Source organism: Salipiger bermudensis (genome assembly GCF_017309175.1).
In the GTDB taxonomy this organism is placed as follows: domain Bacteria; phylum Pseudomonadota; class Alphaproteobacteria; order Rhodobacterales; family Rhodobacteraceae; genus Salipiger; species Salipiger bermudensis.
Window position 1 is genome coordinate 149,061 of record NZ_JAEKJV010000001.1, and the last position, 22,937, is coordinate 171,997.

Consider the following 22,937-nt stretch of genomic DNA (forward strand, 5'->3'; position numbering starts at 1 on the left):
CGCATGTCTCGTATTGGGAAAAAGCCGGTCGAGCTGCCCTCGGGTGTTTCCGCATCCGTCAGCGGCCAGACCGTTGAAGTGAAGGGCCCGAAAGGCGCCCAGACCTTCACCGCCACCGACGATGTGACCATCGCGGTCGAGGACAACACCATCAGCGTGACGCCGCGCGGCAACTCCAAGCGCGCCCGTCAGCAGTGGGGGATGTCCCGCACCGTGGTCGCCAACATGGTCCACGGCGTCCAGAACACCTTCAAGAAAGAGCTCGAGATCCAGGGCGTGGGTTACCGCGCTCAGGTCCAGGGTTCGACCCTGAAGCTGAACCTGGGCTACAGCCACGACGTGAACTTCGACATTCCGCAGGGCATCACGGTCACCACGCCGAAGCCGACGGAAATCATCGTCGAGGGCCACAACGCCCAAGAGGTCGGTCAGGTTGCGGCAAACATCCGCGACTGGCGCCGTCCGGAGCCGTACAAAGGCAAGGGTATTCGCTACAAAGGTGAGTACATCTTCGCCAAGGAAGGCAAGAAGAAGTAAGGACGCGGACAATGGCAAACAGCAAACTGCAACTGTTCCAGAAGCGCCGCCTGCGCGTCCGGAACAAGCTTCGCAAGGTCAACGCCGGCCGCGTGCGCCTTTCGGTGCACCGTTCGAACAAGAACATCAGCGTCCAGCTGATCGACGACGTTCGTGGCGTGACCTTGGCTTCGGCCTCGACCATGGAGAAAGATCTCGGTGTGGTCGGCAAGGGCAACGTCGAAGCGGCCCAGAAAGTGGGCGCCCTGATCGCCGAGCGTGCCAAGGCCGCCGGTGTGGAAGAAGCCTATTTCGATCGTGGCGGCTTCCTCTATCACGGTCGCGTCAAGGCTCTGGCCGACGCGGCCCGCGAGGGTGGCCTCAAGCTCTGATCTGTCGCGGCGGGGTTCGGCCCCGCCCGACGATCTCTCTCGGGGCAGCTTCGGTTGCCCCGTTCTTGTAGGCGGAAACGCCTCGATGATCCGGGAGACGCCTTCTGCGCCTCACCTGGATTGCACCAACCCGGTGGCTCCGGTCCGCGAGGACCGCAGCGCGCCGACCCTGAACAGAGGAATGCCTGATGGCAGAACGTGACAATCGCCGGAACAACCGTCGCGACCGCGACGAAACGCCGGAATTCGCAGATCGCCTGGTCGCGATCAACCGTGTGTCCAAGACCGTGAAGGGCGGTAAGCGCTTCGGCTTCGCCGCGCTCGTCGTCGTCGGCGACCAGAAGGGCCGCGTCGGCTTCGGCAAGGGCAAGGCCAAGGAGGTCCCCGAGGCCATCCGCAAGGCCACCGAGCAAGCCAAGCGCAAGATGATCCGCGTGCCGCTGCGCGAAGGCCGCACCCTGCACCACGACGTCGAGGGCCGTCACGGCGCTGGCCGTGTTGTGATGCGCACTGCACCGCAAGGTACCGGTATCATCGCCGGTGGTCCGATGCGTGCTGTGTTCGAGATGCTGGGCGTGCACGACGTGGTCGCCAAGTCGATCGGGTCGCAAAACCCCTACAACATGATCCGCGCCACGCTGGCCGGCCTCGAGCGCGAGCAGTCGCCGCGCAACGTTGCCCAGCGTCGCGGCAAGAAAGTGGCCGACATCCTGCCCAAGCGCGACGAAGCGCCGGCCGAGTCGAGCCAAGTCGCTGAGGAGGCCTGAGATCCATGGCTAAAACCATCGTCGTGAAGCAGATCGGCTCGCCGATCCGCCGCCCGGAAGTCCAGCGCAAGACCCTCATCGGTCTCGGCCTGAACAAGATGCACAAGACCCGCGAACTCGAGGACACCCCCTCGGTGCGCGGCATGATCGCCAAGATCCCGCATCTCGTCGAGGTCGTCGAAGAGCGCGGCTGAAGCACCCCGCTTCGACAGTATTGAGACACGCCCCGGAGATCCCTCTCCGGGGCGTGTTTCCTTTGAGAGGCAGAGCTTCCGGCGCAGCCCAAGAATTTTAGCTAAAATTCTTGGGCCCGTGGCCCCCGCCGGGGATGAAAAAAAGCCCGTCCGAAGGAACGGGCTTTTTCTTTGAGGTCTGTGCCCGTGGGGCAGGGGGGTCAGTGGCCGAGGATCTGGCTGAGGAACAGCTTGGTGCGCTCGTGCTGCGGGTTGTTGAAGAACGCCTTGGGCTCGTTCTGCTCGACGATCTGGCCCGCATCCATGAAGATCACCCGGTTCGCCACCGCCTGCGCGAAACCCATCTCATGGGTCACGCAGAGCATGGTCATGCCCTCTTCGGCGAGGCTCACCATGGTGTCGAGCACCTCCTTGATCATCTCCGGGTCGAGGGCCGAGGTCGGCTCATCGAAGAGCATGATCCGCGGCTTCATGCACAGCGAGCGGGCGATCGCCACGCGCTGCTGCTGACCGCCCGAGAGCTGGCCGGGATACTTGTGCGCCTGCTCGGGGATCTTGACCTTCTCGAGGAAGTGCATCGCCGTGGCCTCGGCCTCCTTCTTCGGGACCTTGCGGACCCAGATCGGAGCGAGGGTGCAGTTCTCGAGGATGGTCAGGTGCGGGAAAAGGTTAAAGTGCTGGAACACCATGCCCACTTCCGAGCGGATCTTGTCGATGTTCTTCAGATCCGAGCCGAGCTCGGTGCCGTCGACCACGATCTTGCCCGCCTGATGCTCTTCCAGTCGGTTGATGCAGCGGATCATCGTCGACTTGCCCGAGCCCGAGGGCCCGGCGATGACGATGCGCTCGCCGCGATGCACCGTGAGGTCGATGTCGCGCAGTACGTGGAAGTTGCCGTACCACTTGTTCATCTTGGTGATCTGGATCGCCACCTCGTCGGAGACGGTCATCTGGCTGCGGTCGACGGTCTCGGTCGCCTGTTGTTGCATGATCAGGTCTCCTTAGCGGTGCTCACGACGGAGCTTTTTCTCGAGGAAGAGGGAATAGCGGCCCATGCTGAAGCAGAAGATGAAGAAGCACAGCCCGATGAAGACGAAGAGTTCCCAGTAGATGCCGTTCCAGTCGGTGCTGGCGCGGATCGCGTTCGACAGGCCGATCGGGTCCAGCAGGCCGATGAAGACCACCAGCGTGGTGTCCTTGAACAGGCCGATGAAGGTGTTCACGATCCCGGGGATCGAGATCTTCAGCGCCTGCGGCAGGATGATCAGCCGCATCGACTTCCAGTAGTCTAGGCCAAGCGCATCCGCCGCCTCGTACTGGCCCTTGGGAAGCGCCGCCAGACCGCCGCGGACCACCTCGGCGATATAGGCCGAGGAGAACAGCGTCACCATGATGATGACCCGCAGCATCAGGTCGAAATTGGTGCCCGGCGGCAGGAAGTAGTTCAGCAGCAGCGAAGCGGTGAACAACCACACGATCAGCGGCACGCCACGGATCACCTCGATGAAGATCACCGAGCACTTGTTGATGATGAACAGGTCCGATTGCCGTCCCAGCGCCAGCACGATGCCCAGGGGCAGCGACAGGGCGATGCCCGAGACGCCGATGATCATCGCCAGCATGAAGCCGCCCATGTCGTTGGAGCGCACGTTGACGAGCTCGAGCGGGATCACCGCGTTGAGCGCGCCCGCGAGCGGGCCGCTGAGGGTGAACCAGTAGAGCAGGGGGACGAAGATCGCCAGCAGGACGGCCGCGAGCGCGCCGAGGGCAGGGGCCGCAAAGCGCATGACCACGGCACCGAGGGCAAAGCCCGCTGCCACGGCGATGGGGCCCCAGAGCGAGCCGCCCCAGAGGAGCCAGTAGAGCACGAAGGGGGCGGCGGCCGAGAACCACAGTGCCTTGCGCGGCACCGAGGCGAAGAGCACCGGTGCGATGGCGGCAAGGAACAGCACGAAGGCCAGAACCGGGCGCCAGTAGAGTTCGGGCGGGTAGAATCCGAAGAGCAGCTGGTTCCAGCGCTCCGAGATCACCGCCCAGCAGGCGACGGAGGCATCGGCGCCGTAGATCTCGTCTCGGATCTCGCGGCACTGGGCGAGGCTGTCGGCATCCCAGATGCCCATCACCGCCCAAGGCAGGAGGTGGCTCAGCACGGTCCAGATCACGAACAGCGACACCACCGTCAGGATGACGTTGAGCGGGGTCGAGAACATGTTCTCGTGGATCCACTTGTAGGCGCCGGACTGCGACAGCGGCGGCTCCTGCTCCTCGACCATGGTGTCGCGGACAAAGGCGACGGTCTGTGCGTGTGTATCGCTCATCTCAGCGCTCCTTCAGCTTCACGGAGGCGTTGTAGACGTTCATCACGCCCGAGATCAGCAGGCTGAGCACGAGGTAGAACAACCCGAGCAGCAGCATGCCCTCGAGCTCACGTCCGGTCTGGTTGATGGTGATGCCGCCGAGGGTGGAGCGGACGTCCATGTAGCCCACGGCGATGGCCAGGGAGCTGTTCTTGGTGAGGTTGAGGAACTGCGAGATCAGCGGCGGGATGATGACGCGCAACGCCTGCGGCAGGATCACGAGATTCATCGTGGTGCTGGGGCGAATGCCGAGCGCATAGGCGGCCTCGGTCTGGCCCTTGTTGACCGCGAGGATGCCGCCGCGGACGATCTCGGCGATGAAGGCACCGGTATAGAGCGAGAGCGCCAGCCACAGCGCGATCAGCGAGTTGCGCAGGTGGATGCCGCCGCCGAAGTTGAAGCCCTGCAGCGAGGGCATGTCGAGGAAGGCGCCCATCAGCAGCATCAGCAGGCCGGTGGGCAGGATCAGGATGCCGAGGATGAGATACCAGGTCGTCGGCCGGTCGCCGGTGGCTTCCTGCTTCTCGGTGGCCCAGTGGCGCAGTCGCTGGATGGCGAAGATCGAGGCGCCAAGCACCACCAGAACGACAAGCCAGTTGAGGGCGCCGTTGGTGAAGAAGGGCGAGGCGAAATGGATCGCGGGGACATAGACGCCGCGGTTGGTGATCGCCACGGCGTCGAACAGCATCGAGGCGTCTGGCGTGTCGCCGCGGAAGGCGCGCGGGGCCGGGGTGCTTTCGGTCATCAGCGCGAAGATCAGCACGATCCAGAGCAGCAGCGGCACGTTGCGGAAGCCCTCGACATAGACCGCCATCAGGCGCGAGACGAGCCAGTTGTTGGACAGGCGCAGCACGCCGGCGATGACGCCCAGCACGGTGGCCAGCGCGCAGCCCAGAACGGCGACGAGCAACGTGTTGAGGATGCCGACGATGGCCGCCCGTCCATGCGTGGACTGGCTGTCATACTCGATCAGGCGCTGGTTGATGTCGTAGCCCGAGGGCTGGGTCAGGAAGCCGAAGTCGAAATCCTTGCCGAGCGTCTGCAGGTTGTGGATGGTGTTCGACACCAGCCAAGAGAACAGGAGCATCAGCACGATCATCGCCACGACCTGGATCGTGAGCGAGCGGTAGCGTGTGTCGTAAATAAGCTGCGACAGCCGGAAGCCCTGCCCCGGCGGGTCTGTCATCGTCGTCATGTCGTCTCCCCGGTGGTTCCCGTTCTTTCCAAGGCGTCGCGCCGGTTTGTCCGGCATCCGGCCCCTCTCCGGGAACTCAGTTTGGTCGTTTCGACCGATAGTCTGATTTGTTTGTCGTCAGTTAGGAAGGGCGCGGGAATGTCTCCCCGCGCCCCAGTGTTTTCCGTCCGATCAGCGGAACGGCGGGCTGTACATCAGGCCGCCTTCGGTCCACTGCGCGTTCAGGCCGCGCGACAGGCCGATCGGGGTGTTCTCGCCGATGGTCTTCTCGAAGATCTCGCCGTAGTTGCCGTTGGCCATGATGGCCTTCTTGGCCCAGTCGGCTTCGAGGCCGATCATCGCGCCAAGCTCACCTTCGGTGCCGAGCAGTCGGTTGATTTCCGGGTTGTCGGTCGGGGCCGAGGACAGTTCCTCGATGTTCGCCGAGGTGACGCCGTATTCTTCGGCGGCGATCAGCGCGTTGAGGGTCCAGCGGGCGATGTCGCCCCACTCGTTGTCGCCGTGGCGGACCAGCGGGCCGAGCGGCTCTTTCGAGATGATTTCAGGCAGGATCACGTGATCGCCGGGGGTCTCGAAGGAGGCACGGGTCGCCGCGAGGCCGGAGGCGTCGGTGGTGTAGACGTCGCAGGCACCGGCAAGGTACTGCTGCTGCGCCTCGGCGTTGGTCTCGATCGGCACCGGCTCGTAGTTGATGTTGTTGACGCGGAAGAAGTCCGCGAGGTTGAGCTCGGTGGTGGTGCCGGTCTGGATGCAGACGGTGGCGCCATCAAGCTCCTTGGCCGAGGACACGCCCAGCTCCTTCGGGATCATGAAGCCCTGGCCGTCGTAGTAGTTCACGCCGACGAATTCGAACTTCAGGTCGTTGTCCCGCGAGAAGGTCCAGGTGGTGTTGCGGGCCAGCATGTCGATCTCGCCCGAGGCCAGCGCGGTGAAGCGGGTCTGACCGGTGGTGGAGACGAACTCGACAGCCATCGGATCGCCGAGGACGGCGGCTGCAACGGCACGGCAGACGGCGACGTCGAAGCCCTGCCAGACGCCGTTGGCGTCGGGGGCCGAGAAGCCGGTCAGGCCGGTGGACACGCCGCAGTTCAGATTGCCACGTGCCTTGACGTCGTCGAGCGTCGCGGCGCTTGCGGCGCCTGCGGCGAGACCGGCAACGGTCAGCGCGCCAAGGATTACGGTGTTCTTCATGTTAACCTCTTCCTGTTTTCCAGCCCCTGTCGGGCCGGTTCATTGGCCCTTCGTGGGCCGTGATAACCTAGGATGGGTGCTCCCCCCCATTGGTGCTCGCGAGTTTGGGAGGATTCCTTCTGAGAGGTCAAGCCGTTCCGCCTGACAAATCACCATTACGTGCCGCCTAATTGAGCAGTCAATCCGATGGCGCGGCGGGATTAATCAGCGTTGCAGAGGCGATAAAACCTATGCGCGTGCAGAAAGGCGGCGCGCTTTCGTTCCGCAACGTCGCTTGCCTCTTCGTCAACGCCCCAGAGCTCTTCCTGCCAGCTCTCGTCGAGCCGCGACAGCGCCCAGAGCGCCTCGGGATCGTGGTCCGGATCGGTGGCCGCAAGGCCCAGCACCAGCGAGCCGGTGAGTGACACGAGGTCGTGGAACGCTGCCAGCTCGAAGGCATCGAGCGCATGCGCCTCGCGGGCCAGCGCTGCCAGGGCGCCCGGGTCCTGCGGCGCGTGGATTACCCCGGCGCGGGGCTCGAGCCGGGCGCCGAAGCGTGCGGCAGCCCAGTTGAGCAGCGGGTCCCAGCGTTCGGACTGGCGCTGCACCAGCTCGTCGGGCTGGTCGGCGCGGTAGCACAGCAGATCGCTGTCGCCGTAATCGGCCAGCATATCGGCCACCGCTGCTCGCTGCGGCGTAACCTTCTCGATGGCGCTGTTCGCGGTGCGTGTGAAGGGCATGGTGTTGGGGTCGATCTTCTCGCCCTGCGCCTGCCATTCCTCGGCGATGGCCTCGGCCAGCCCGCGGGTCGGCACCACCAGAGGCGACTTGCCCGGCGTCATCACCCGGCGGCCGTCCAGCGCGATGCCGTGGCCACCCTCGACTTGCGTGGCGGTTGCGGTCTCATAGAACCGGCGGGGTGCCCATTCGCTCATGCGGTCTGCTCCCAGATCTGTGTCAGAAGGCCGGGCAGCAGGCGGATGTCGTCGATGACGAGATGCGCGTCGCGCAGCCGCTCGGCGTCGTGGTAGCCCCAGGTCACGCCGATCGCGAGGATGCCGGCGGAACGGGCCATGTCCATGTCGTAGCTCGTGTCGCCGATCATCACGGCGCGATGCGGCTCGACCCCGGTCTCAGAGAGCGCCGCCTCGATCATCGAGGGGTGCGGCTTGGACGGGTGGTCGTCGGCGCATTGCTGGGTGACGAAGAGCGGGCGCATATCGTGTCCGTCGACCAGCTTGTCGAGCCCGCGACGGGACTTGCCGGTGGCGATCCCAAGCAACGTGTCGGGCTCGGCGTGAAGCTGGTCGAGCACCTTGCGCACATGCGGGTAGAGCGGCGAGCTGTCGGGCGTGCCCTTCTCGGCGCGCAGGGCGAGATAGGCGGCCTTGTAGGCCTCGACCATTTCCGCGCGGGCGGTCTTGTCCGCCTTGGGGGCGAGCCTGGCCATCGCCTGCGGCAGCGAGAGGCCGACGATGGAGAGAATCTCCTCGCGCGCCGGAACGGTGAGGCCGGTGGCGCTGAAGGCGGCCTGCATCGAGGCGAGGATGTCGGCCTGGCTGTCGACCAGCGTGCCGTCGACATCGAAGATCACGAGGCGCAGCGACATGCTCAGTGCAGCTCCGCGAAGGGGTCGTCGGCGGCGATGTCCTCGGCCCAGCCGAGCGTCTCCCATGTGTTGGCCATATGCGCGGGCAGCGAGGCGGTCACGGTGACCGGCTTCTTGGTCACCGGGTGCAGGAAGGTCATCGAGCGTGCGTGCAGGTGCAGCTTCTTCGAGATCACCCCGCCAAGCTGAGCGCCCCAGCCATCGCCGAGGTTCTCCTGCCCGGAGCCTCCATACTTGCCGTCGCCGATGATCGGGTGGCCGATCTCGGCCATGTGGGCGCGCAGCTGGTGGGTGCGGCCGGTGATCGGCTCGAGGGCCACCCACGAGGCGCGGCCTGCCACGCGGTAGAGCGTGGCATAGAGCGTGTGGGCACGCTTCGCGCCGGGGGTGCGGTCCATCTCGCGCGGGTGCACGCAGATCATCTTCTCGCCCTCGCCGGACTTGCCGTGGCCCGGTGCCTTCACGAGGCCGAAGCGGATCTCACCGAGATAGGGCGTCGGCACGCCGGCGACCACGGCCCAGTAGATCTTGCGGGTCTGCTTGTGCCGGATCGCACCGGTGAGCGCCTGCGCGATCTCGCGGGTGCGGGCCAGCAGCAGCACGCCTGAGGTGTCCTTGTCGAGCCGATGCACCAGCCGGGGCTTCTCGTCGTAGTCGAAGCGCAGCGCCTCGGCGAGGCCGTCGACATGGCGCTCCTGCTTGCTGCCGCCCTGCACCGGCAGGCCCGGGGGCTTGTTGAGCGCGATGATGTGGTCGTCGCGGTAGATCACCGCGTCGCGGATCATCTTGGCGTCGGCATCGCTGACCGTGGCCTTGGGCTTGGCCGCCGGTGCCGGGGTCTCGCCGGGCTCGGGCAGGGGCGGGACGCGCACCTGCTGGCCGACCTCGAGCCGGGTCGCGGCCTTGCAGCGGCCACCGTCGACCCGCAGCTCGCCCTTGCGGCACATCTTCTCGATGCGGCCCTGCTGGAGATGCGGGAATTGGCGCTTAAGCCAGCGGTCGAGGCGCTGGTCGCCGTCGCCGGGGCCCACGGTGATGGTCTGGACACGGCTCATGCGAAGACACTCCGGGTGAGGAACAGGCCGGCGAAAAGCGCGGCGATGGACAGGATCAGCGAGGCGGCGACATAGCCGGCGGCCAGCGCCACCTCACCGCGTTCATACAAGGTGACGGCATCGAGCGAGAAGCTCGAAAAGGTGGTAAAGCCGCCCAGCACCCCGATGGCGAGGAAGGGAGCGAAGCGGGTGGCCGAGAGGTTGGCCAGTGTGACCACCAGCACGCCCATCAGGAAGGAGCCGACGACGTTCACCGTCAGCGTGCCCCACGGGTAGCTGCGCCCCATCAGCGCGGTCATGCCGACGCCGGTGAGATAGCGCCCGCTGGCACCCAGTGCGCCGCCCGCGGCGACCTGTATAAGCGTGTAGAACATGGGCGCGATGTGTCCTGCGGCGGCCCGCTTGTCAAGGTCGGGCCGGTTGAGGGCGCTGCCCCCGCCCGCGCGGAGCGCGCGGTCTCCCCCGAGGTATTTGGTAACCAGAGAAGGGCGGGGCGCTTGCGTCAGCGCAGCGCCAGACCCTGAGCGTCGAAGAGATGGGTCTGACCGGGCTCGAAGATCAGGCCGCAGGGCTGGCCGGGTTTGAGCCCGGTGTCGCCGTGGCTGCGGACGGTCAGCTTGCCGGCCGGGCCGCAATCGACGATCACGTAGGTGTCGGCGCCGAGATATTCCATCACGTCGACGGTGCCGTCGATCTGGCCGCTGCCCGGCTCGGCGAGCGTGATGTGCTCGGGGCGGATGCCGAAATGTTCGGCCTGCGCGGGCAGCGGAGCCTCGAGCGTCAGCCCGGGCGTGGCGGCGGGGAAGACGTTCATCTTGGGCGAGCCGATGAACTGCGCCACGAAGAGGTTGCCGGGCTTCTCATAGAGCTCGCGCGGGGTGCCGACCTGGCTGACGCGGCCGGCTTCCAGCACCACGATGCGGTCGGCAAGGGTCATCGCCTCGACCTGGTCATGGGTGACGTAGATCATCGTGGCGTCCAGCGTCTGGTGCAGCTTGGCGATCTCGTAGCGCATCTCGACGCGCAGCGCGGCGTCGAGGTTCGAGAGCGGCTCATCGAACAGGAAGGCGGTGGGATCGCGCACGATCGAGCGGCCGATCGCCACCCGCTGGCGCTGGCCGCCCGACAGGTCCTTGGGCCGGCGGTCGAGCAATGGCTCAAGCTTCAGCACGCGCGCCGCCTCGTCGACCTTGGCGTCCATCTCGGATTTCGCGACGCCCGCGGCCTTGAGAGAGAAGCCCATGTTCTCGCGCACCGACATGTGCGGATAGAGCGCGTAGCTCTGGAACACCATCGCGAGCCCGCGCCGGGCAGGGGGCTCGGCGGTGGCGTCGCGCCCGCCGATCAGGATCTGCCCGCGCGAGGTCTCTTCCAGCCCGGCGATCATCCGAAGCAACGTGGACTTGCCGCAGCCCGAGGGGCCGACGAAGATGACGAACTCGCCTTCCTCGATGGCGAGGTCCACGCCCTTGATGACCTGCGCCTCGCCGTACCATTTCTCGACGCTCTTGAGCTCGATGCTTGCCATGTCTGTCGTCCTTACCGTCCGGCCCAGGCCAGCCACACCGCGGCGGTCCAGGTGAAGTTGTCGCCGCCGCACGGGGCGGCATCCAGCGGGTCGAAATACTCGCGGAAGCCCGCGCTCTCGATCAGCGCGGCGGTTTCCTCGCGCAGCCGCGCTTCGTCCCAGTCGCGCCCGGCGCCGAGCAGACCGAGCCCGATCAGCGCGTTCATCTGCGGCCAGACCGGCCCGCGCCAGTAGCGCTTGCGCTCGAAGCTTGGCGCCTCCGGGTCCGACGAGGGCAGGCCGTAGGTCACCGCGTCCCACATGCGGGCGAGATGCGCCTCCATCTCGGGCCTCTCGCAGCGCGCCAGCCAGCACAGCAGCGCGCCCGAGCCGATCACCCCGGCCCATGCGCCGCTGCGCAGGTCCTTCGCGTCGTAGCTCTGAAGCTCCGGGTTCCACAGCGTCTCCACGCTCGCGCGCAGCTCTGCCGCCCAGCCCTCGATCTCGGAGACATCCTCTCCGAGCGCCCGGCCGAGGGCTGCGAGGTCGTCATGGGCGCGGATCAGGAGGAAGGTGATGCCGGGGTCGGCCATCAGGAAGGGGCAGCGCTCGACGATGGTCTGCTGGTCCCAGCCGCAGTCCTTGCCGAAGCGCACAAGCGCGAGGTAGCGGTCGTATTCGAGCTTGGTCGGGCGCTGTTCCCCGTCGACCTCTGCCGCGTCGCGGCGGGCGTAATCGCCGGCGCCGGAGCCGTCGACATTGGCGAGGCCGACGTCCCAGTCGGGGCAGTTGTCGCGCCCCGACTCCCACGGGTGGCAGACCGCCACCGCGCCGCTGTCGCAACGGGTCTGCATCCACCAGCGGTGCCACGCCAAAAGCCTCGGATAGAGTGCGCGCAGCCGCGCGGTGCCCGCCTCCGGATCGGCCTCCCAGACCATGCGCATCAGCGTGGCCGCGACGGGGGGCTGGCTGATGCCCGAGGTCGGCACGTCGCCGCCCGCGCCCCAGACATCGGGGCCGGGGAAATAGCCCGGTGCCTCGTCGTGGAACACCATGTGCGGCACCATGCCGTCCGCCCATTGCGCGGCGAAAAGCGTCTCGAACTCGCGCCAAGCGCGGTCGCTGTCGAAGGTGGAGAAGCCCCACGCCGCGAAGGCGCTGTCCCAGTTCCACTGGAACGGGTAGAGCATGTCGGTGGGCACGGTATAGCCGCCCCGGTCGTTGCCGCGCAGGATGGCGCGGGCCTGATTGTCACGCATCGTCATCCTTTCACCGACCCGGCGGTGAGCCCCTTGGTCATGAAGCGCTCGAGCCCGAGGAACAGCACCATGATCGGCACCGTGGCGATCACCGAGCCCGCCATCAGGTGCTGGCGCGGCACCTCGGAGGAGTTCAGCGAGGCAATGCCGCGGGTCAGGGTGTATTTCGAGGGATCGTCGAGCAGCATGAAGGCGAGCAGGAACTCGTTCCACGCGATCATGAAAACGTAGAGCGACACGCTCGCCAGTGCCGGCAGCGACAGCGGCAGGGTGATCTGCCAGATCACCTTGAGCCGGCTCAGCCCGTCCATCAGCCCGGCCTCCTCGATCTCGGCAGGCAGCCCGCGGAAATAGCCCTGCAGCATGTAGAGCGCCACGGGGATGGTGGTCACCGGGTAGATCAGCACGATGCCGAAGATGGTGTTGCGCAGCCCGGTCATGGAAAACGCGATGTAGATCGGCAGCGCGAGCACGATCATCGGCACCATGTAGATGAGCAGGATCGAGCGCGAGAACAGCGCCTGTCCCCTGAAGCGCAGCCGCGCCACCGCGTAGGCGCCGGGGATGGCAAAGGCCAGGGTGATCAGCACGGTGAGCACCGAGACGTAGAAGCTGGTCCACAGGTAGCGGCCGAAGCTGTACTCGGTCATCAGCTCGGAATAGCTGCGGAAGAGTTCGGCCCCCTGGCTTAGGTCGATGGTGAAGTCGAGCGGGTTGGCCATCAGCTCGGACTGGTTCTTCAGGCTGGTCATCACCATGACGTAGAACGGGATCAGCACGATCGCGGTGAAGAAGATGTAGCCAAAGCCGGTCAGGAAGCGGATCACCGCCTCCTCGAACTCGTGCCGGGTGATGGTGCCGGGGCGCAGTTCCTCGAGGATCAGCCACAGCCCCAGCCCGGTGAAGCCCAGCGTCGCCACCCGCCCGGTCCAGGCCGCCAGCGGCGCACTGCCATCGCCGATCTCAAGCGCACCGATCCCCGCCACAACGCTCAGCGCGAGCAGACCCAGCGCCACCGCTAGCGGCACCAGCAGCCGCTGCCGCCCGCCGAACCGCAGGCAGCCCAGCCCAAGCGCCACGCCGGCCAGCAGCCCGCCCCAGAGCGTCGGGCGGAAGGCGTCGCCGGTGAACAGGCTCATGGCCACCGCCACCGTCGTCGCCACCACGAGCGACCACAGCGCCCCAAGGATCGGCCCGGTCAGGAGCCCATGCCGCAGCAGTCTCATGCCGCACCCCCGATCTTCTCTGGTTCAAAAATACCTCGGGGTGAATGCCGCCCCCCGGGCGGCAGAGGGGCGGCGCCCCTCCACACCCCTGCCACACGCGCCACGCTCACAACCCTTCCTCCCGGCTCATCACCCGGAAGAAGAACACCGAGAACAGCAGCAGGCAGCAGAAGATCACCACCGCCACCGCCGCACCGGCGCCGATATTCGACAGCGCGAAGGCCTGCTCGTAGACGTTCACCGTCAGCACCCGCGTGCCGGCGTTGCCGCCGGTGAGCAGGAAGATGTCGTCGAACTTGTTGAAGGTCCAGATGAAGCGCAGCAGGAACAGCACCGACAGGATGCCCAGAAGCTGCGGCAGCGACAGGTACCAGAACTTCTGGAACGGCGAGGCGCCGTCCATGTCGGCGGCCTCGTACATGTCGTGGTCGATCGACTGCATCCTGGCGAGAATGAACAGGAAACTGAGCGGGAAATAGCGCCAGATCTCGAACAGGGTCACCATGATCAGCGCCAGAGGGCGCTCGCCGAAGAAGTTGATCGCCTGAGAGGTCACGCCCATCTGCAACAGCAGCGCATTGGCCGAGCCCGAGAACGGGTCGAAGAGCAGGATCCAGGCGAACGCCACCGCGATCACCGGGGCGACATAGGGAAACAGGTAAAGCCCGCGCAGGATGCCCTGTCCCTTGAAGGACTTGTTGAGCAGCATGGCGGCGAAGAGCCCCATGATCAGCGCGCCCAGCGTGCCGAAGATGGTGTAGAACAGGGTCACCCCCAGCACGGACCAGAACTCGTCGCCGTCGAAGACGCGGACGAAGTTCTCGGCGGTAAAGTCGAAGCTGGTCAGCACGTTGGTGGCGCTGCCGGTCATCGCAGGCGGGCTGTCGGTGGCCGGCGGGCCCGCGAGATAGGTCTCGGTGGCGGTAACGGGGATCTGCAGCGTCACCCGCTGGCCGCCTTCCCAGTCGCCGAAATCGCAGCCCAGCCGTCCGTCGGCGATGGCGCAGGCGGGATCGAGCTCGCCCGGCTCCAGCCCATCGGGCCAGGCATCGCTCAGCGTGACGCCGCGGATCGGCTGATCCTGCGAGGAGTTGCGCAGCCGATAGCGCAGCGTGGCCGCGTCGCCCGGTGCCTCTAGATCGCCGCGGATGTCTTCGCGCACGATGGGCGTCGGCGGGCGTAGGTCGGCCAGCGTCACCGGTTTGAAGCTGATCCAGAATACTGCCAGCAGCGGCAGGATCACCACCAGCGACACCGCCGCCAGCGTCGGGAACAGCAGGCCCCAGGCCAGCCGCGCCTCGCGCTTCGCCAGCGGGCCGGTGCCGGTGGGAGGGGTGGCGTCGGTCATCTTCGCCCTCGTCTTGCGGATACGAAGCCCGTCCCGACGCGACGCCGGGACGGGCAGGGGCCTGGGTTACTGGATCGCACCAAGCTCGCTGTTGAGTTGTTCGACCGCCGCGCTCGCGTCGATCTCGCCGTCGATATACTCGCGCACCACGCGGTTCAGCGCCTGGCTGCTGATCATCTTCGAGGCCAGCGCCAGCTGTCCGTCATCGGCGCCCCAGCGCTGGGCCACGTCGAGACCGGCGACGATCTCGTCGATCATCTCCTGCGGGTAGAGATCGCTCAGCGGCGCCTTGCGGTCGACGCCCACCGGCAGCTCGGACCAGGCGTTGACGAAGGCCTCGGCGTCATCACCGTCGCCGCGACGGATCGGGAACTTGCCCTCGGGCGCGATCGAGAGCGTGTCGACATAGCCTTCGCCCATCGAGTAGGTCACGAACTCGATGGCGGCGTCGGTCTGCGCGTCGCCGGTGATGCCGAACATGTTGATCGACGCCCACGCCGCGCCATCGGGGTTCGACGGGCCGGCGAAGTTGGTCACGATGCCGGTCTTCGAGGCGAGCTCGGACGAGGTCGGATCGTCGGTGATGGTCGGCGGCGCGCTGTCGCGCAGGCCGGCCAGCTCGTCGAGGATGAAGGGCGACCAGATGATCATCGCCGCGTTGCCCGAGAAGTAGAGCGTTCGCGACTGGTCCCAGTAGAGATCACCCGGAGGCGAGGCCTCGGCGATGGCCTTGTAGAATTCCAGAACCTCGGTGGTCGCGGCCTCGTCGAGCGGGGTGAAGCCGTCCGGCCCAACCGGCGAGACACCGTTGGCGAGGAAGACATGCTCGAGCACCTGGCTCATGAAGGCTTCGTCCACCTTGGTGGCGGCGACGAAGCCGTACATCTCGGGCGGATTGTGCAGCGCCTCCAGCGCGGTCTCGACCGCGGCGTAGGAGGTCGGCGGCTCGAGCCCGGCCTCCTCGAACAGGTCGGCGCGGTAGACGATCATCTGGGTCCAGCCGTCTGCGGGCACCGAGGCCCAGCTGCCCTCGTCGAATCGCGCCATCTCGAGCGCGCCCGAGGCGAAGGTGTCGGGGCCGAGCGCGTCGATCACGTCGGTCGCGGCGTCGGGATCGAGGATGCCTGCCTCGGCCCAGGGCAGGGCCAGTGCCAGCGGGTGGTAGATCACGTCTGGCAGGTCGCCCGCGGCATAGGCCGCGGTGGCGCGGGTGCCAAGCTCGCTCTCGGTGACCGGGATCACCTCGACGGTGTGGCCCGAGGCCTCGCCGAATTCCTGCGCCATGCTTTCCTGCCGCGCGAGCCGCTCGGGCTGCTCCTCGGTGGTCCAGAAGCGGATGGTCTCCGCCCCGGCGGCGCCGGCGCTCAGCGCCAGGGCCATCGCGACGCTGCCGAGCAGCGGTTTGCGCATGGATGTCATGGGGTCCTCCTGTAAATCGTCACGTAAGTCGTCAAATCGACGGGCGCGCTGCCCGGCGGGCAGCAGCGGATGTTCGAGATCCGGGTGGGGGTGCGGAATCGCGCCACGCCGTCACGCGCGGGCGTCAGGCCGCCTCTGTTCCTGTTTGCCGATAACCGCATGCAAACAACTCTCCCGTGCAGGAGAGTTGTCCTTCAAAGCGATTTGGGCAAGGGAAAAATCCGCCGCGTCGCAGCAAGTTAGCGATAAACCGTCAGATCGAGACCTTGGCCAGCAGCGCCTCGCGGTCGATCTCGCCCGCTCTACCGGAGAGTGCCACTTCTCCGCGGGTCACCGCGACGAAACTGTCGGCCAGCCCCCACATGAAGTCGAAGTATTGTTCCACGAGGATGATCGCCATGTCGCCTTGGTCGCGCAGCTGCGCGATCACCCGGCCGATCTGCTGGATGATGTTGGGCTGGATGCCCTCGGTCGGCTCGTCCAGCAATAGCACGCGCGGCCGCGAGATCAGCGCCCGCGCGATGGCAAGCTGCTGCTGCTGCCCGCCCGAAAGGTCGCCGCCGCGGCGGTGCAAGAAGTCCTTCAGGATCGGGAACAGCTCGAAGATATGTGCAGGCACGCCATGGTCCGATTTCGGCAGGCAGGCGAAGCCGGTCTCGAGGTTCTCCTGCACGGTCATGAGCGGGAAGACCTCGCGTCCCTGCGGGACGTAGGCGATGCCCGCGCGCGCTGCCTGATAGGCGTTGAGGTGCTCCAGCGGCGTGCCGTCGAGCGTGATGGTGCCGCCCGAATAGGGGTGCCGTCCGGCGATGGCCTTCAGCAGCGAGGTCTTGCCCACGCCGTTGGTCCCGGTCACGGCGGTGACCTCGCCCGGCGCGGCGGTGAGGGAGATCCCGTGCAGGATCTGGCTTTGACCGTATTTCAGGGTCAGGTTCTCGACGCTCAGCATGGCGTTCTCCTCTCAGCGACCGAGATAGACTTCGATGACCTCGGGGTTCGAGGTCACGTGATCGAGCGAGCCCTCGGCCAGCACCGAGCCCTCGCACAGCACCGTCACCCGACAGTCGAGCCGGCGGATGAACTCCATGTCGTGCTCGACCACGACGACGGCGTGCTTCTCGGCGGCGCGCTTGAGCAGGTCGGTGGTGTGCTCGCGCTCGGCCGGGGTCATGCCGGCGGCGGGCTCGTCCACCAGCAGCAGGCGCGGGTCCTGCGCCAGCAGCATGCCGATCTCGAGCCATTGCTTCTGGCCGTGGCTCAGCTCGCCCGCGATGCGGGGCAGGCTGTCGGTCAGGCCGATGATCTCGGCCAGTTCCTCGATGCGCTCGGCGCCGCGCTTCGTCTTGCGATAGAGCAGGACGTCGAACGGCCCGCGCTTGTTCTTCAGCGCCATGGCGAGGTTCTCGCGCACGCTCTGCGCCTCGAACACGGTGGGCTTCTGGAACTTGCGCCCGACGCCGGCCATGGCGATCTGGCTTTCTGACATCTTCAGCAGCGAGATCGACTTCTCGCCATAGATTACCGTGCCCTCGTCGGGCCGGGTCTTGCCGGTGATGATGTCCATGAAGGTGGTCTTGCCGGCGCCGTTGGGGCCGATGATGGCGCGCAACTCGGGCTCCCCGATGCGGAAGCTGAGGTTGTTGATCGCCTTGAAGCCGTCAAAGCTTACCGACACGCCGGACATTTCGAGAAGCGTCTTCATTTCTCTTCCTCCCCCTCGACAGTGCGGCGCGCGCCCTTGTCGGGTCCGAAGTCGCCCACCCGCTCAGGGATGGTGTGGCGCGTGGAGATCAGATCGAAGAGCCCGCCGATGCCCTTGGGGGCCAGCAGCGTGACCGCGACGAAGCTCACGCCGAGCAGCACCAGCCACCAGTCGGTCCACTGGATGGTGTAGAACCCGAGCGGCACCGACGGCACCGCGCCGGAGGTGAACCAGCTCGACAGCAGCGACACGAGGGCTGCGCCAAGCGCGGCGCCGTAAAGCCTGCCGCGCCCGCCGATGGCGACCCAGACCGCGAGGTAGATCGAGGCGATGGGGGCGATCTCGTTGGGGTTGATGATGCCGGCCTGGGGGTAGTAGAGCGCGCCGGCGATGCCCGCGACGATGCCGGTCAGGGTGAAGACGAAGAGCTTGTAGCCCTCGACATGGTAGCCGAGGAAGCGCACCCGGCTCTCGTTGTCGCGGATGCCGCGGATCACCGAGCCGAACTTGCCCGAGGTGACCCAGGCAAAGAGCACGTAGCCCAGACCCAGCGCCGCCGCCGAGGCCCAGAAGAAGGCGATCGACAGCGTGGACTGCGGCACATCGTCGAGACCGGGCAGGTTCTGCAGCCCCGACAGGCCGTTGTTGCCGCGCAGCCCGCTCTCATTCTGGAAGAGGTAGAGCGACAGCGCCAGCGTCATCGCCTGGGTCAGGATCGACAGGTAGACGCCGGTGACCCGGCTGCGGAAGGCGAGCCATCCGAAGACCAGCGCCAGAAGCCCCGGCACCAGCACGACCATGGCGATCTGCAGCCAGAAGCTGTGGGCAAAGATCCAGATGGCGGGAAACTCGGAGCTGCCCACCACGCCAAAGATCTGGGTGCCGATGGAGTCGTGGATCTCCTGCGGGGTCGGCGGGATGGCGGCGGCGAGCAGGCTCTCGGTCACGATGATCTCGGTGCGGGCATACATCAGCCACATGCCGATCATGTAGCCGCCAAGCCCGAAAAACGCCATGTGGCCGAGGCTTAGGATGCCGGTGTAGCCCCAGACCACGTCCATCGCCACGGCGACCAGCATCAGGCAGAGCGTCTTGCCCAGCGTCTTGACGAAGCTGGTGGAGATCATGCCGTTGCCGGCAGCCTCCGAGAGCACCGTGACGATCAGTGCGAAGATCCCCAGCGCCAGCAGGAACCAGAACACCGAGCGGTTCTGTGTCAGAAAGGTACGGGTCATGCGAGGGCCCTTTCGCTGGTCAGGCAGGGGGCGCTGCCCCCTTCGCGCGCCGGGGCGCGCTCACCCCCGGGATATTTCCGGCCAGAAGAAGACGGGAGCACGGCCTGCAGCTTCTTCTGGCTGCAAGTATCCCCGCCGGAGGCAGGCCGGAGATCGCGGCCGGGGGCGGTGTTCGGGATGGGTGCGGTCATGCTCAGTCTCCCGCCGCACGGCCCTTGAGGGCGACGATGCCCTTGGGGCGGAACTGGATGAAAAGGATGATGAACAGGATCATGTAGGTCTGCGCCGCCAGCGTATTGGACGGGTTGAAGAACTCGATGCCCTTCTGCAGCCCGCCGATCAGCGTGGCGCCCGCGAGCGTGCCCCAGACATTGCCGACCCCGCCCACGACCACGGTCATGAAGCTCTGGACGATGTAGTTGGCGCCCATTTCGGAGGTAACCTGGGCATAGAGCCCGATGGCGATGCCGGCGATGCCGGCGATGCCGGAGCCGAGGCCGAAGGTCAGCATGTTGATCTTGTCGGGGTTGATGCCCATCGAGGCCGCCATGCCGGGGTTCTGGGTCACCGCGCGCACCTCGAGCCCGAGCCTGGTCTTGTTGAGCACCAGCAGGATCAGCCCGAGAAAGATCAGCGCGAGGATGAAGATGGCGATGCGGATATTGGCGATGCCCACCACGTCGTTGAGCACCCATGCCCCGTCAAGCCAGGACGGCGAGGTCAGCGGCCGTGCCTGGGTGCCGAAGATGTTCTTGGCGAGCTGCTGCAGCGCGATGGAGATGCCGAAAGTGGCCAGCAGGGTTTCGAGCGGGCGGTGATAGAGCCAGCGGATCACCAGCCGCTCCATCGCCACGCCGGCGGCGAAGGTCACCGCGAAGGCCAGCGGCAGCGCCACGATCAGGCTCACGGTGTAATCCGGGATGATCTGCTGCACCACGTAGCCGGTATAGGCGCCCATCATGATGAACTCGCCATGCGCCATGTTGATCACCCCCATCACCCCGAAGGTGATGGCCAGGCCGATGGCGGCGAGGAAATAGATCGAGGCCAGCGACAGCGCGTCGAGCCCGAGGTCCAGCGCCTGGTTCATCGCCACCCGGGTCTCGACCTCGTCGAGCGCGGCGCGGGCGGCATCGGTGATCGCGGGATCGTCCTCGGTATATTCCTCGTAGAACACATGAGAGGCGAGGGAGGCCGCGATGTCGTCCTCGGTGACCAGCGGCGGCACGGTGCCGGCCTCGGCCAGCGCCGCATAGGCGCGGGCGCGGCCATCCTCGGAGGCGAGCTGGCCGATCGGCACGCCGCCGACGCTGCCGCCGTCGATATTGTCGGTCAGCGCCGCCTTGATCTGGGCGGGCGACTGCTGCGCCGGGGCGAGATCGGCCTCGACCAGTCTTGCATAGGCCTCGGCCTCGCTCAGGTCGTCACCCGGGGTCAGCGTGCGGGCGATGTTGGTGCCTTCGGGCAGGCTTTCGGCCACGCCGCTGCGGATGGTGAGGATCTGGTTGAGCACCGCGCGCACGTCCACCGCCAGCGCATCGGAGAGCGCGTCGATGGCGTCGATGCGGATCTCGGGCGTGGCGCCGTAGCGCGCCGCGAGCATCCCGGCGAGGCGCTCCTTGCGGGCCTTCAGCGCGGGGTCGGTCTCGGTCTCGATCGAGGCGCGCAGCGGCTCGAGCTGGTCGGGCTCGGGATTGCGCGAGATGCTGTCGAGCGCGTCGATGCGGCGGGCGATGTCGGGATCCGAGAGCTGGAACTGCACAAGCGCGGTGGCGATCACCCGGCGCACGCCGCCATTGGGGCGCACATCGTCGAGCTCGGCCTCGGGGGCGAGAGTCACGGGCTCGCCGGTGTCGATGTCGAGCGGCGGCTCGCCGTCGTAGTAGAACAGGCCGGTGGTCTCGTCCTGCACGACCTCGCGCTCGGACCAGCGGTTGAGGAACTCGGGCACCTGCGGCAGGCCGGAGGCGACCAGCGCCTCGATCACCGATCCGACGGACTGTCGGCCGGGGCTGGCGACCTCGTCCGCCTGGGTCTGCAGAAGCGTCTGGAGCGGCCCCGTGTCCTGCGCCGCCGCCCGCGAGGGGGGCAGGGAAAGACAACAGAGTGCCAGCGACAGGGCGAGAGCGAGCATGCGCGGCATCGGCAGCGGTCCCGGATATTGGAGAAGGGGTCTTTCGGACAAGCGGCGGGCGCCCCTGAGCGAGGCGCCCGCCAAGGATCACGTCAGATCAGTAGTTCGACTCGATCTGCACGCAGGTCTCGGTCTCGGTGTTGTACATGCCGCACTCGAGCTCGGCCCAGTCGGACTTGAGCGGCGCGGATTCCGGCAGGTAGTCGGTCCATGCGTCGCCCGGAACCGGATCGGTTTCCGAGATGATGTCGAACATGCCGTCGGCGCGGATCTCGCCGATCAGCACCGGCTTGGAGAGGTGGTGGTTTACGCCCATCACGGCAGTGCCGCCGGTCAGGTTCGGGAACTCCTGGCCCCACATGGCTTCGCGCACGGCGTCGACCTCGGTGGTGCCGGCCTCTTCGACCGCGTTCACCCACATGTTGAAGCCGATATAGTGAGCTTCCATCGGGTCGTTGGTCACGCGCGACTCGTCGCCGATGAATTCGTGCCAAGAGGCGATGAACTCTTCATTGGCCTCGGATTCGGCGGTCATGAAGTAGTTCCACGCGGCGAGGTGGCCTTCGAGGTTGGAGGTGTCGAGGCCGGACAGCTCTTCTTCACCCACCGAGAAGGCCACGACGGGGATGTCGTCGGCCGAGATGCCGGCGGCTGCGAGTTCCTTGTAGAAGCCGATATTGGCGTCGCCGTTGATCGTCGAGATCACGCCGACCTGCTTGCCGTCCTCACCCAGCGCCACGACGTCGGAGACGATGGTCGACCAGTCGGAGTGACCGAAGGGGGTGTAGTTGACGAAGATGTCTTCCTCGGCGATGCCCTTCGACTTGAGGTAGGACTCGAGGATGTTGTTCGTGGTGCGTGGGTAGACGTAGTCGGTGCCGAGCAGGGCGAACTTCTCGACGCCAAGCTCGTCGAGGAAATAGTCGGTGGCCGGGATCGCCTGCTGGTTCGGGGCGGCGCCGGTGTAGAACACGTTCTTGGACGATTCCTCGCCCTCGTACTGCACCGGGTAGAAGTAGAGGTGGTTCAGCTCTTCGAGAACCGGCAGTACGGCCTTGCGGCTGGCCGAGGTCCAGGAGCCGAAGGTCACGTCGACCTCGTCATTCGAGATCAGCTCGCGCGCCTTTTCGGCAAAGAGAGGCCAGTCGGAGGCCGGATCCTTGACCACCGCCTCGAGCTCGCAGCCCAGCAGGCCGCCATCGGCGTTCTGCTTTTCGATGAGCATCAGCATGGTGTCCTTCAGAGTGGTCTCCGAGATCGCCATGGTGCCGGACAGGGAGTGCAGCACGCCCACCTTGATGGGGCATTCCACGTCCTGGGCGTTGGCTGCGCCGGCGGCGATCAGGGCCGCGGCGGCCACACCCGAGAGTTTCAATGTCTTGATCATAAGGTCACTTCCCTTGTACGCGGCGCGATCCTCCCGTACCCGCCCGACGCATTGCCGGGCGGAGCAGAAATTGACTGCTCGCCGCTTCGTTATTGTAAGTCAGGGCGGGCTCCGGGCTTGGGCCTCTTGCCGCCGTGACATCCCCGTTGTTCACGCTCCGATCGAAGCGCGCTAACTGATTAGCCGGGGGGTGTCCGGTCGCCACGTCAATTTGCCCAAGTGTCTCCGGACCGGACGTGAGGGGTTAATTTGTGGGCGAAATTTCTTGCGTTTGCGTGTTTATTGTGCGGAAAATTTCAAAAATCCGCCGCCAGCCATGCATTTTGGTGGTTATCTTATTCAAAACGCCGAATCCGGTTTCGCTCAAGAATTGGGCGGGAATTGGCGAATTGGGCAAAATTTTTTACCCGAGGCCTTTCACTTGATGCAGATTAGTTGGACGTTGAGGCGCAGAGCGAAGGGAAG

Annotated in this window: 22 protein-coding genes; 4 read left to right on the plus strand and 18 right to left on the minus strand. The window is 66.2% G+C overall.

What is annotated here, in order from left to right; genetic code table 11:
• Positions 1 to 3: 3 nt before the first annotated feature.
• The 4 genes from rplF (at position 4) to rpmD (ending at position 1,869) form a co-directional block, all read left to right on the plus strand.
• Complete coding sequence (gene rplF / locus JF542_RS00720) at positions 4 to 537, plus strand: 50S ribosomal protein L6 (RefSeq protein ID WP_040544281.1); 534 nt, start codon at positions 4 to 6, stop codon at positions 535 to 537.
• Between the two features lie 11 nt (positions 538 to 548).
• A complete protein-coding gene (gene rplR, locus JF542_RS00725; RefSeq protein WP_007792712.1) occupies positions 549 to 908 on the plus strand; it encodes a 50S ribosomal protein L18 in 360 nt (119 codons plus the stop codon).
• 188 nt (positions 909 to 1,096) lie between these two features.
• Positions 1,097 to 1,675, plus strand: coding sequence for a 30S ribosomal protein S5 (gene rpsE / locus JF542_RS00730; RefSeq protein WP_007792708.1), 579 nt, complete (start codon positions 1,097 to 1,099; stop codon positions 1,673 to 1,675).
• Positions 1,676 to 1,680: 5 nt separating this feature from the next.
• Positions 1,681 to 1,869 carry a 50S ribosomal protein L30 gene (gene rpmD, locus JF542_RS00735; protein ID WP_007792704.1) on the plus strand — a complete coding sequence of 63 codons (189 nt, stop codon included), beginning with the start codon at positions 1,681 to 1,683 and terminating at the stop codon, positions 1,867 to 1,869.
• A 200-nt stretch (positions 1,870 to 2,069) separates the two neighbouring features.
• Here rpmD and JF542_RS00740 read toward each other — a convergent pair whose 3' ends face one another.
• The 18 genes from JF542_RS00740 to urtA form a co-directional block, all read right to left on the minus strand.
• The gene (locus JF542_RS00740; protein WP_040544279.1) at positions 2,070 to 2,858 is read right to left on the minus strand and encodes an amino acid ABC transporter ATP-binding protein; all 789 of its coding nucleotides are present in this window, start codon (positions 2,856 to 2,858) and stop codon (positions 2,070 to 2,072) included.
• 12 nt (positions 2,859 to 2,870) lie between these two features.
• Positions 2,871 to 4,187 carry an amino acid ABC transporter permease gene (locus tag JF542_RS00745; protein WP_007792699.1) on the minus strand — a complete coding sequence of 439 codons (1,317 nt, stop codon included), beginning with the start codon at positions 4,185 to 4,187 and terminating at the stop codon, positions 2,871 to 2,873.
• A gap of 1 nt (position 4,188) precedes the next feature.
• The gene (locus tag JF542_RS00750) at positions 4,189 to 5,421 is read right to left on the minus strand and encodes an amino acid ABC transporter permease (protein ID WP_207074369.1); all 1,233 of its coding nucleotides are present in this window, start codon (positions 5,419 to 5,421) and stop codon (positions 4,189 to 4,191) included.
• 171 nt (positions 5,422 to 5,592) lie between these two features.
• Positions 5,593 to 6,612, minus strand: coding sequence for an amino acid ABC transporter substrate-binding protein (locus JF542_RS00755; RefSeq protein ID WP_007792692.1), 1,020 nt, complete (start codon positions 6,610 to 6,612; stop codon positions 5,593 to 5,595).
• Positions 6,613 to 6,812: 200 nt separating this feature from the next.
• The gene (locus JF542_RS00760) at positions 6,813 to 7,526 is read right to left on the minus strand and encodes an ATP12 family chaperone protein (RefSeq protein WP_207074370.1); all 714 of its coding nucleotides are present in this window, start codon (positions 7,524 to 7,526) and stop codon (positions 6,813 to 6,815) included.
• Positions 7,523 to 8,200: an HAD-IA family hydrolase gene (locus JF542_RS00765; protein WP_207074371.1), complete on the minus strand. Its 678-nt coding sequence runs from the start codon at positions 8,198 to 8,200 to the stop codon at positions 7,523 to 7,525. The genes JF542_RS00760 and JF542_RS00765 overlap by 4 nt, the downstream gene beginning before the upstream one ends.
• A 2-nt stretch (positions 8,201 to 8,202) precedes the next feature.
• Positions 8,203 to 9,255, minus strand: a complete 1,053-nt coding sequence (locus JF542_RS00770) for an RluA family pseudouridine synthase (protein WP_007792682.1) — start codon at positions 9,253 to 9,255, stop codon at positions 8,203 to 8,205.
• Entirely contained in the window at positions 9,252 to 9,629 is a 378-nt protein-coding gene (gene crcB, locus JF542_RS00775) for a fluoride efflux transporter CrcB (RefSeq protein WP_007792678.1), read from the minus strand. The genes JF542_RS00770 and crcB overlap by 4 nt, the downstream gene beginning before the upstream one ends.
• A 128-nt stretch (positions 9,630 to 9,757) precedes the next feature.
• A complete protein-coding gene (locus tag JF542_RS00780) occupies positions 9,758 to 10,783 on the minus strand; it encodes an ABC transporter ATP-binding protein (protein ID WP_207074372.1) in 1,026 nt (341 codons plus the stop codon).
• Positions 10,784 to 10,794: 11 nt separating this feature from the next.
• Complete coding sequence (locus tag JF542_RS00785; protein WP_207074373.1) at positions 10,795 to 12,021, minus strand: MGH1-like glycoside hydrolase domain-containing protein; 1,227 nt, start codon at positions 12,019 to 12,021, stop codon at positions 10,795 to 10,797.
• A 2-nt stretch (positions 12,022 to 12,023) separates the two neighbouring features.
• A complete protein-coding gene (locus tag JF542_RS00790; protein WP_207074374.1) occupies positions 12,024 to 13,247 on the minus strand; it encodes a carbohydrate ABC transporter permease in 1,224 nt (407 codons plus the stop codon).
• A gap of 106 nt (positions 13,248 to 13,353) precedes the next feature.
• The gene (locus JF542_RS00795; protein WP_207074375.1) at positions 13,354 to 14,595 is read right to left on the minus strand and encodes a carbohydrate ABC transporter permease; all 1,242 of its coding nucleotides are present in this window, start codon (positions 14,593 to 14,595) and stop codon (positions 13,354 to 13,356) included.
• Positions 14,596 to 14,661: 66 nt separating this feature from the next.
• Entirely contained in the window at positions 14,662 to 16,014 is a 1,353-nt protein-coding gene (locus JF542_RS00800) for an ABC transporter substrate-binding protein (protein WP_207074376.1), read from the minus strand.
• Between the two features lie 253 nt (positions 16,015 to 16,267).
• Positions 16,268 to 16,963: an urea ABC transporter ATP-binding subunit UrtE gene (gene urtE, locus JF542_RS00805; protein WP_207074377.1), complete on the minus strand. Its 696-nt coding sequence runs from the start codon at positions 16,961 to 16,963 to the stop codon at positions 16,268 to 16,270.
• Between the two features lie 12 nt (positions 16,964 to 16,975).
• The gene (gene urtD / locus JF542_RS00810; RefSeq protein ID WP_007792659.1) at positions 16,976 to 17,716 is read right to left on the minus strand and encodes an urea ABC transporter ATP-binding protein UrtD; all 741 of its coding nucleotides are present in this window, start codon (positions 17,714 to 17,716) and stop codon (positions 16,976 to 16,978) included.
• Positions 17,713 to 18,951 (minus strand): urea ABC transporter permease subunit UrtC, encoded by a 1,239-nt coding sequence (urtC, locus tag JF542_RS00815; RefSeq protein ID WP_207074378.1) that lies wholly within the window; start codon positions 18,949 to 18,951, stop codon positions 17,713 to 17,715. The genes urtD and urtC overlap by 4 nt, the downstream gene beginning before the upstream one ends.
• A 193-nt stretch (positions 18,952 to 19,144) precedes the next feature.
• A complete protein-coding gene (gene urtB / locus JF542_RS00820) occupies positions 19,145 to 21,094 on the minus strand; it encodes an urea ABC transporter permease subunit UrtB (RefSeq protein WP_207074379.1) in 1,950 nt (649 codons plus the stop codon).
• 88 nt (positions 21,095 to 21,182) lie between these two features.
• Positions 21,183 to 22,472: an urea ABC transporter substrate-binding protein gene (gene urtA, locus JF542_RS00825; protein WP_207074380.1), complete on the minus strand. Its 1,290-nt coding sequence runs from the start codon at positions 22,470 to 22,472 to the stop codon at positions 21,183 to 21,185.
• Positions 22,473 to 22,937: the final 465 nt, after the last annotated feature.